Genomic DNA, 8,754 nt, shown 5'->3' with positions numbered 1-8,754 from the left:
CGGTTTTAAAAATTGATGCAAAAGAAAAACTCCCCTATCTTACGCTCGGAAATTCAGATGATGTGATAATTGGTGAATGGGCAATCGCAATGGGAAATCCATTTGGACTCTTTGAACTCGGAAATAAACCAACAGTTACAGTTGGAGTTATAAGTGCAGTTAAAATGAATCTTCATTCCGTTGAAGGAAGAATTTACAGAGATATGATACAGACTGATGCAGCGATTAACAGCGGAAACAGCGGAGGTCCACTCTTAAACGCACTTGGGGAAGTGATCGGGATTAACACTGTAATTTACACGCCAAATCAAGGAAATGTCGGGGTTGGTTTTGCTATACCGATAAATAGAGCAAAGATGATAATTAATGAACTAATCAAAAAAGGAAAAAATTGACCGTGATTTTAAAATTGGAATGAGGGTTCAAACGCTTGATGAAAATCTCGCAAGATATTTCAAACTCTCAAAAACCGAAGGCGTGATAGTTACGGATGTTGCATCTGGAAGCCCTGCTGAAAAAGCTGGCTTTAAAGAAGGTGATGTCATCATTGAAGTAAACGGAGAACCGATAAAAGATGATCAAAGCTTAATTGAGTTAATTCAGATCGCAAAAGTTGGCGATGTTTTGAATTTTAAGGTCATAAGAGATGGGAAGGAAATCACTTTAAAAATGAAACTTGAAAAATCATAAAACAAGGTGAAATGATCCCGAGATACACAAGACCCGATATGGAGAAAATCTGGTCAGACGAAAACAAATTTAACATTTGGCTTCAAATTGAAATTCTTGCGGTTGAAGCCCATTCAAAACTTGGACTTGTCCCCGAGGAAGCGGTTGAAGAGATAAAGAAGAAAGCGAAATTTGATGTAAAGAGAATACTTGAAATTGAAGAAAAAGTTAAACACGATGTCGTCGCTTTTCTTACAAATGTAGCTGAAAATGTCGGAGAAGCTTCAAGGTTTATACACTATGGAATGACATCGTCGGATATTCTTGATACTTGTCTTGCACTTCAAATGAAGCAAGCGGGCGAAATCATACTTGATGATCTTGAGAAACTTTCGCAGGTTTTGAGAAAGAAAGCAATTGAGCAAAAATACACATTAATGATTGGAAGAACTCACGGGGTTCACGCTGAACCGATAACTCTTGGGTTTAAATTTGCCCTGTGGTTTGAGGAGACGAAAAGAAACATTGAAAGAATGAAAAGAGCAATTGAAAATATATCATATGGTAAAATTGCTGGTGCGGTCGGAACTTATGATAATGTCTCGCCATTTGTTGAAAAATATGTTTGTGAAAAACTTGGCTTGAAAGTTGAACCTGTTTCAACTCAAATAATTCAAAGAGACAGACATGCTGAATATCTCACAACGCTTGCGATAATTGCATCATCACTTGAAAAATTTGCAACTGAAATAAGACATTTGCAGAGAACTGAAGTTCTTGAAGTTGAAGAATTTTTCTCCGAAGGTCAAAAAGGTTCATCAGCAATGCCACACAAGAGAAATCCTGTAAGATGTGAGCGTGTTTCGGGGCTTGCACGAATTGTCAGAGCCAATGCTCTTGCCTCACTTGAAAATATAACGCTTTGGCACGAAAGAGATATATCGCATTCATCTGTTGAAAGAATTATAATTCCAGATAGCACGACGCTTGTTGATTTTATGCTTAACGAAATGATTGATATAATTGACAAACTCATCATTTACCCCGAAAGAATGATGAAAAATTTGAATTTGACGAATGGATTGATTTTTTCTCAAAAAGTTTTGCTTAAACTAATTGAAAAGGGATTAACAAGAGAAAAAGCATACGAAATAGTCCAGCGAAATGCAATGAGAAGTTGGAAAACAGGCGAAAATTTTGCCGAACTTTTGAAAAATGATTCAGATGTCGTAAGTTTTTTAAGCGATGGAGAAATTGACAAAATTTTTGATTACGGAAGCGTGATTGAAAAAATTGATTTCATCTTTGAGAAAATTGGAATTGAAAAATAAATTTAATTAACCGATGCTTCAAGAAATTGATAAAAATAAAAAAGTGAGCGATTTAACAGTTGGAGAACTCGTTGAGATAATTGAAGATATAGTTGAGAGAAAAATTTACGAACTTGTCTCCGACCCTGATGAAGGACTTGAACTTAAACCCGAAGTCGTAGAAAGATTGAAAAAGAGCTTTGAAGAGACAAAATCAGGTGTCAGAGGAATTCCAGCGGAAGAGGTTGCAAAAAAACTTGGACTGAATTGGTGAGCTATTCTGTTGAGTTCAAAGAAGATGCAATGAAAGAACTTGGTAAGTTTGATAAAAAAGTTGCTCAAAGAATTTTAAACAAAATCAAATGGCTTGCGGAAAATTTTGAAAATGTTTCGCATGAAAGGTTAAAAGGAGAAGAATGGGAAGATATGTTTAAGTTGAGAGTTGGCGATTACAGAGTTATTTATTCCGTTGATCGTGATAAGAAAATCATCACAATTCATCTCGTTGGACACAGAAGCGAAATTTATAAATAAAAACAAAACAAGGTAAATTGACCATGGCAGAGGTATTTAAAAACTACATCAATGGGAAATGGGTTGACGCAAAGTCGGGAAAGACATTTGAAAACAGAAATCCCGCAAACTGGGATGATTTAATCGGCATTTTCCCGAAATCAGGACCTGAAGATGTTGAAGAGGCAGTTAAAGCAGCAAGAAAGGCTTATCAATCCTGGCGACTTGTTCCACCGCCAAAGCGTGCGGATATAATTAAAAAAGCAGCGGATTTGCTCGTTCAAAGAAAAGAAGAAATTGCAAGGGAAATGACACGTGAAATGGGGAAAATTTTGCTTGAAACACGGGGTGATGTCCAGGAAGGAATTGACACAGGTTATTACGCAGCTGGTGAAGGTAGAAGATTATTCAGCTATACAACAACATCAGAGCTTCCGAATAAATTTGCAATGGCGATTCGTCTTCCCGTTGGTGTCGCAGGAGTTATAACACCGTGGAACTTTCCGATGGCAATTCCAACATGGAAAATTTTCCCTGCGCTTGTGGCGGGAAATACCGTCGTCTTTAAACCCGCATCTGACACACCAAAAACGGCAACGACACTCGTTCAAATACTTGAAGAAGCAGGCGTTCCAGAGGGAGTTGTGAACCTCGTTCATGGTGGTGGAAATGAAGTAGGTATGGCAATAGTAAGACATCCGGAAGTTGATTTAATAAGTTTTACCGGTTCAACCGCTGTTGGAAAAGTTATATCAAGAGAAGCATCGGATACATTAAAACGTGTCTCGCTTGAAATGGGCGGAAAAAATGCACAGATTGTCCTTGAAGATGCAAATCTTGAGCTTGCGCTTGATGGAGTCCTTTGGGGCGCATTTGGAACAGCAGGTCAAAGATGCACCGCAACAAGCAGATTAATTTTGCACGAAGCAATTTATGACCAGTTTATTGAAATGCTTGTTGAAAGAGTCAAAAAATTGAAAGTTGGAAATGGTCTTGACGAATCAACAGAAATGGGACCAATCATAAATGAAGCTCAACTTAACAAAATTCACCAATATGTTGAAATTGGAAAGCAAGAGGGAGCAAAACTTTTGATCGGCGGACATAGATTAACGGGTGGAGAATATGATAAAGGTTGGTTTTATGCACCGACAATTTTCGTTGATGTGCATCCAAAGATGAGAATTGCACAGGAGGAAATTTTTGGTCCTGTTTTATGCGTGATAAAAGTTAAATCGTTTGAAGAAGCAATTGAAGTTTTAAACGACACTGTTTATGGATTGTCTTCATCAATTTACACAAGAGATGTGAATAAAGCATTTAAAGCGATAAGAGATATTCAAGCTGGAATTACATACATAAATGCTCCAACGATCGGTGCGGAGACACATTTGCCATTTGGAGGTGTTAAGCAGACAGGAAATGGGCATCGCGAAGGTGGATGGGCGGTGTTTGATTTCTTTACAGAGATAAAGACAGTTTATGTTGATTACAGCGATAAATTGCAAAGAGCACAAATTGACACATATAAAGAATGAAAAAGCCGGGGGCGATTAACGCCCCCTTTTATTGAATTTGTCTCTTTTCTTGATTAAATTTTCCTGTCCCCGTTAGAAAAATTTAAATAAAAAGGTCAGGATAGATGGCGGAATTTGTTCATCTTCACAATCACTCTCACTATAGCATTCTTGATGCGATTAGCACAATTGATGGAATTGTTGAATCCGCAGTTCAAAACAAAATGCCAGCAGTTGCTTTAACAGATCACGGGGTTTTATTTGGTGCACTTGAATTTTACATCAAAGCAAAAGAAGCGGGAATAAAACCAATCATAGGTAGCGAAATTTACATCGTAACCGAGGGTTCAAGATTTGACAAGACAAAAGGAAGCCGAGATGAGGAATCAGACCTTGCGGTGAGAAATAAAAAAACACACTACAAACATCTTGTATTGCTTGCAAAGAACGAGATCGGATGGAAAAATTTGATGAAACTCATCACAATCGCACATACCGAAGGATTTTATTATAAACCAAGAATTGATTTAGATGTTCTTGAAAAGCATCGTGAGGGTCTTGTCGCTCTTTCAGCGTGCATAGGTGGAGTTGTATCTTCTTATCTTGTGGATGGGAATTATGAAGGCGCTAAAAAAATGGCTGTTAAGTTTAAAGAACTTTTTGGAGATGATTTCTATCTTGAAATTCAGAATCATTTCATAGACAAAGAACTTCCAGTTCTACAAGGAATGCCACGCCTTGCGAAAGAGCTTGGAATAAAGCTTGTTGCAACAAACGATTGCCATTACATAAAACAGGAACACGCAATCCCGCACAACATTTTTATCTCAATTCAGGATAAAAACTCCGTTAAGGACATCTACCAACTCAAATATGGAACGGATCAGGTTTATTTCAAAAGCGCTGAGGAAATGTATAAAGCATTTAAAGATTTTCCAGAAGCAATTGAAACGACGCTTGAAATAGCAGAAAAATGCAACCTTGAAATTGAACTTGGAAAAAATTATTTGCCACACTTCCCTATCCCAGAAGACGCTGGCGTTAAAACACCAGATGAATATCTTGAAAAACTTGCCTTTGAAGGATTGCAAAGAAGATACAAAACGATCACGAAAGAAATTGAGGACAGGTTCAGATATGAGCTTGATGTTATAAAAAGAATGGGATTTTCAACTTACTTTTTGATTGTGCACGATTTTATAAGTCAAGCAAGAAAAATGGGCGTTGCTGTCGGTCCCGGGCGTGGTTCGGCAGCTGGATCAATCATCTCATATGCCCTCGGAATTACAAACATTGACCCGTTGAAATATGATTTGTTATTTGAAAGATTTTTAAATCCAGAGAGAGTTTCAATGCCAGACATTGATGTTGATTTCGCTGACGATAAACGAGAACTCGTGATTAATTATGTCAAGAAAAAATACGGCGAAAAATCCGTAGCTCAGATAATAACATTTGGAACTTTGTCATCACGTGCCGTTATAAGAGATGTCGGAAGAGTTTTGGGAATTTCTTTACAGACGATTGACTCAATCACGAAAAACATTCCTGTAATTGAAGGTAAGCCGATGAGTTTAAGCGAAGCGCTTGAGAAAGTTCCGGAACTTGAATGGCTAAAAACGACGAATGACCCCAAACTCAAAGAACTTGTCCGCTATGCACTCATACTTGAAGGTTTAAACCGACATCCATCAACTCATGCAGCTGGCGTTGTTATAGCACCCGGCGATATTAGCGATTATGTTCCGCTTTATCAGACACCGCAGACAGAATTGATGACACAGTATGATAAAGATTATCTTGAAAAAGCCGGGCTTTTGAAAATTGACATGCTTGGTTTAAGAACTTTGACGGTCATCGTCAATACGCTCAAACTTATAAAGCAAAATCACGGAATTGAAATTAACATTGATGAAATACCGCTTGATGATGAGAAAACATTTCAACTCCTTGGCGAAGGCAGAACGGTCGGGGTTTTCCAGTTTGAAAGTTCCGGAATGCAGGAATATCTGAGAAAGTTAAAGCCAACGAATATACATGACCTTGCGGTTATGAACGCACTTTACAGACCCGGTCCAATGCAAATGATTGATGATTATATCGCAAGAAAGCACGGCGAAAAACCAGTTGAGTATTTACATCCCAAGCTTGAGCCAATTTTGAAGGAAACTTTTGGAATTGTTGTTTATCAAGAGCAAGTTATGCAGATTGCAAATCAAATTGCTGGATTTTCACTTGCAAAAGCGGATCTTATGAGAAGAGCGATGGGTAAAAAAGACAAAGAGTTGATGGCAAAGCAAAGAAATGAATTTATTGAGGGAGCAGTTAAGAACGGAATTGATAGAAAAATTGCCGAAGCAATTTTTGACATGCTTGAAAAATTTGCATCTTATGGATTTAACAAAAGTCACGCCGTCGCCTATGCTTATCTTGCTTATCAGACCGCTTATTTGAAAGCTCACTTTCCTGCTGAATTTATGGCTGCGACTATGTCAAGCGAATTACACGATACCGATAAAATAGTTCTTTTGATTGAAGATTGCCGAAGGATGGGAATTAAAGTTCTGCCACCCGATATAAACGAAAGTAATCTTGACTTTACGATCATAGATAAAAACACGATAAGATTTGGTCTTGGTGCGATAAAAAATGTTGGAGAAAATGCTGTAAATGAGATAATTCGTGTCAGAAATGAAAGCGGTAAATTCAAAAATCTTTTTGATTTTTGTGCTCGTGTTGATTTAAGAGTTGTGAATAAAAGAGCTCTTGAAAGTTTAATTCAGGCAGGTGCTTTTGATTCTCTAAACTGCGGACATAGAGCTCAACTTCTTCAAGCGGTTGAATTAGCGATGACATTTGGGGAGAGAATAAAAAGAGACAAAAGAAATGGACAGGTTGCTTTATTTGACTTTGGTGTTGAAAATGAGGAAAACTATCCTCAACTTCCAGATGTTAAGCCGTGGAGCGAGATGGAAAAACTCTCATACGAAAGAAATGTCCTCGGTTTTTATGTTTCTGGACATCCGTTGATGAGATATTTTGATGAAGTTCAAACATTTTCAAATGTTAAGCTTGGTGAGCCCGACTCCGTGGAAGAAAATCAAACCGTGCGTGCTTGTGGGGTTATAACAGATATGCAAGTAAAACTTGACAAAAACAAAAATCAGATGTTAATTTTTGAACTTGAAGATTTCACTGGAAAAGCCGAATGCGTCGCTTTTAACGAAGTTTATAAAAATTATTCAAGACATCTGGTTATTGAAGGACTTGTCATGGTAGTTGGAGAAGTAAGAAAAAGAGGCAACTCGTTGAGAATTCAGGTCAAGGAAGTTTATCCGTTGAGCGATGTTAAAGAAGAATTCACTCGCAAAATCGTTGCAATTGTGGATAAAAACGAATCACCCGAAAAGGTTGAACGCCTTGAAAAACTTCTCAAAAGTTCAGAAGAAGGGAATTGTTCAATTGAAATTGATGTTAAAGATAACGGAACTTTGTTGCAAAGGTTTGAAATACCGCACCTGTTTGTCAAACCAAAATCAGAACTCATAAACGGTTTAAGAGAATTATTCGGTGAAAAAAATGTCAAATTAATTTCAAAATAAAAAGGAGATAAAATGGCTAAAAACATAATTGAGCTCACAGACGCAAACTTTGAAGACGAAGTCCTCAAGTCGGACAAGCTTGTTCTCGTTGATTTCTGGGCTGAATGGTGCGCACCGTGCAGAATGATTGCTCCAATAGTTGAGGAGATCGCAAATGAATATGCAGACAGATTAAAGGTTGGGAAATTGAATGTTGATTATAATCCAAAGACAGCGATGAAATACGGGATAATGAGCATCCCGACGCTTATGCTTTTCCAAAATGGTCGCGTCCTTGAACAAATCGTCGGCGCAATGCCGAAGCGCAATCTTTTAGCACGACTTGAAAAATATCTTCAACCAGTATAATTTATAAAGGGAGACCTTGTGTCTCCCTTTTTTAGTTTTCAAAACAAAATCTGGAAATAAAATGTTAAGGGTTCTCTTCCTCTGCACGGGAAACTCCTGCCGAAGCCAAATGGCTGAGGGACTTTTGAGACATTTCGGAAACAATAAATTTGAAGTTTTTTCCGCAGGAACTCATCCTTCATTCGTTCATCCACTCGCAATTGAAGCAATGAGAGAAATTGGAATAGATATTTCAAATCATCGCTCAAAAAGTGTTATGGAATTTTTAGGACAAGAATTTGACTATGTAATCACTGTATGCGATAAAGCAAAGGAATCATGCCCGACATTTCCCGGGGATGTAAAACGAATTCATTGGAGTTTTGAAGACCCTGCGGAAGCAACCGGGACAAAAGAGGAAAGAATGAGAATTTTTCGCAAAGTCAGAGATGAAATAAAATCTCACATACTTGAATTTATCAAGCAAGTTGAAACAAAATCTGAAATTGAAAATGCTTCTGGCAATTGACATCGGAAATACGCATACTGTTTTCGGAATCTATCAAAATGGAAAGTTAATCCACGATTGGAGAGTTTCAAGTTTGATAACGAGAACAGAAGATGAAACCTGGCTTCTTGTTAAGTTTTTTTGTGAGGATGCGAAAGTAAATGTGAAAGAAATAACCGGGGTTGGAATCTCCTCGGTTGTTCCGAATTTAACAGATGTTTTCGTGTGGATGAGTAAAAAACATTTTAAAGTTGAACCAGTCGTAGTATCATATGAACTTGATCTTGGGATAAAAATTTTATACGATG

General features: G+C 37.6%; 10 protein-coding genes. All 10 read left to right on the top strand.

Going from position 1 to position 8,754, the window contains the following annotated elements:
• Positions 1–395 (top strand): S1C family serine protease (locus AWW83_RS10085; RefSeq protein ID WP_234697305.1); only part of this gene is annotated, 395 nt, incomplete at its 5' end.
• Positions 396–414: 19 nt separating this feature from the next.
• Positions 415–690 (top strand): S1C family serine protease, encoded by a 276-nt coding sequence (locus AWW83_RS10080; protein ID WP_234697304.1) that lies wholly within the window; start codon positions 415–417, stop codon positions 688–690.
• An 11-nt stretch (positions 691–701) separates the two neighbouring features.
• Positions 702–2,000 carry an adenylosuccinate lyase gene (gene purB / locus AWW83_RS09575; protein ID WP_092351149.1) on the top strand — a complete coding sequence of 433 codons (1,299 nt, stop codon included), beginning with the start codon at positions 702–704 and terminating at the stop codon, positions 1,998–2,000.
• Positions 2,001–2,013: 13 nt separating this feature from the next.
• A complete protein-coding gene (locus AWW83_RS09570; RefSeq protein WP_092351148.1) occupies positions 2,014–2,253 on the top strand; it encodes a hypothetical protein in 240 nt (79 codons plus the stop codon).
• Positions 2,250–2,513 carry a type II toxin-antitoxin system RelE family toxin gene (locus tag AWW83_RS09565; protein WP_092351147.1) on the top strand — a complete coding sequence of 88 codons (264 nt, stop codon included), beginning with the start codon at positions 2,250–2,252 and terminating at the stop codon, positions 2,511–2,513. The genes AWW83_RS09570 and AWW83_RS09565 overlap by 4 nt, the downstream gene beginning before the upstream one ends.
• 23 nt (positions 2,514–2,536) lie before the next feature.
• The gene (locus AWW83_RS09560) at positions 2,537–4,030 is read left to right on the top strand and encodes an aldehyde dehydrogenase family protein (protein ID WP_092351146.1); all 1,494 of its coding nucleotides are present in this window, start codon (positions 2,537–2,539) and stop codon (positions 4,028–4,030) included.
• Between the two features lie 104 nt (positions 4,031–4,134).
• Positions 4,135–7,611 carry a DNA polymerase III subunit alpha gene (gene dnaE / locus AWW83_RS09555; protein WP_092351145.1) on the top strand — a complete coding sequence of 1,159 codons (3,477 nt, stop codon included), beginning with the start codon at positions 4,135–4,137 and terminating at the stop codon, positions 7,609–7,611.
• A 12-nt stretch (positions 7,612–7,623) separates the two neighbouring features.
• Positions 7,624–7,959, top strand: coding sequence for a thioredoxin (gene trxA / locus AWW83_RS09550; RefSeq protein ID WP_092351144.1), 336 nt, complete (start codon positions 7,624–7,626; stop codon positions 7,957–7,959).
• A 61-nt stretch (positions 7,960–8,020) separates the two neighbouring features.
• Complete coding sequence (locus tag AWW83_RS09545) at positions 8,021–8,467, top strand: arsenate reductase ArsC (protein WP_092351143.1); 447 nt, start codon at positions 8,021–8,023, stop codon at positions 8,465–8,467.
• A partial coding sequence (locus AWW83_RS09540) for a type III pantothenate kinase (protein ID WP_143713966.1) occupies positions 8,451–8,754 on the top strand: 304 nt, incomplete at its 3' end. The genes AWW83_RS09545 and AWW83_RS09540, both read left to right, overlap by 17 nt.

This window comes from Candidatus Chryseopegocella kryptomonas, from assembly GCF_001536065.1.
Lineage (GTDB): Bacteria > Bacteroidota > Ignavibacteria > Kryptoniales > Kryptoniaceae > Kryptonium > Kryptonium kryptomonas.
This window is presented reverse-complemented; position numbering and strand designations above follow the sequence as displayed.

What these genes read in the sequence shown, in the direction of transcription:
- AWW83_RS10080 (WP_234697304.1), top strand. Translation starts at nt 415, where the DNA reads ATGAGGGTTCAAACGCTTGATGAAAATCTCGCAAGATATTTCAAACTC.
- purB (WP_092351149.1), top strand. Translation starts at nt 702, where the DNA reads ATGATCCCGAGATACACAAGACCCGATATGGAGAAAATCTGGTCAGAC.
- AWW83_RS09570 (WP_092351148.1), top strand. Translation starts at nt 2,014, where the DNA reads ATGCTTCAAGAAATTGATAAAAATAAAAAAGTGAGCGATTTAACAGTT.
- AWW83_RS09560 (WP_092351146.1), top strand. Translation starts at nt 2,537, where the DNA reads ATGGCAGAGGTATTTAAAAACTACATCAATGGGAAATGGGTTGACGCA.
- dnaE (WP_092351145.1), top strand. Translation starts at nt 4,135, where the DNA reads ATGGCGGAATTTGTTCATCTTCACAATCACTCTCACTATAGCATTCTT.
- trxA (WP_092351144.1), top strand. Translation starts at nt 7,624, where the DNA reads ATGGCTAAAAACATAATTGAGCTCACAGACGCAAACTTTGAAGACGAA.
- AWW83_RS09545 (WP_092351143.1), top strand. Translation starts at nt 8,021, where the DNA reads ATGTTAAGGGTTCTCTTCCTCTGCACGGGAAACTCCTGCCGAAGCCAA.